The sequence below is a fragment of the Campylobacter sp. CNRCH_2016_0050h genome (assembly GCF_025772605.1).
Lineage (GTDB): Bacteria > Campylobacterota > Campylobacteria > Campylobacterales > Campylobacteraceae > Campylobacter_D > Campylobacter_D lari_D.
In genome coordinates, this window is record NZ_JAKMSK010000042.1 from 1 (window position 1) to 579 (window position 579).

1 protein-coding gene is annotated in these 579 nt (G+C 27.5%); it reads right to left on the reverse strand.

The window, feature by feature from the left end; genetic code table 11:
* A partial coding sequence (locus tag L8X28_RS08310; protein ID WP_263666059.1) for a hypothetical protein occupies positions 1 to 579 on the reverse strand: 579 nt, incomplete at both ends.

Here is a 579-nt window from a genome sequence, read left to right on the forward strand (position 1 = left end):
AGTATCACTTGTCTTAGTATCTTTTATATCTCCTTGTTTTAAATATTCAATACTAATCTTGAAATCTTTAATACTATAATCACTAATGCCACTAAATTCTAAAGTAGCTTCACCCTTATCATTAACATTAAAGCTTTCTTTTTTAGGAGTAACTTTTTCATCTTTTAATACTTTTACAGCACTATCAGCTAATAAACCACTAACAGTAATTTTAAAATCACTCTTATAATCTATGGTATTTAACTCACTTTTAAAGCTTGGATATACAAATATAGGATCAAATTTTCTAACATCATAAGTAATAGTTTTACTTAAATTTTTACCCATAGCATTTACACTAATTACAGGATTAGCTTTAAATGGAGCCTTAGAAGTAATAACTGCCTTAGCTTCACCACTAGCATTAAATGTTGCTTCTTGACTACCTAAAGTAGCATCTCCATTTAAACTCCATTCTATTTTTTCATTAGGCTTGCCACCTTTTAAAGTAACTTCTACATGATCTAAAATTAAATCATTGGTATTTTTACCATTAATATATGCATCAATGGTTTCTTTATTACTCTCTAAGCTTAACTT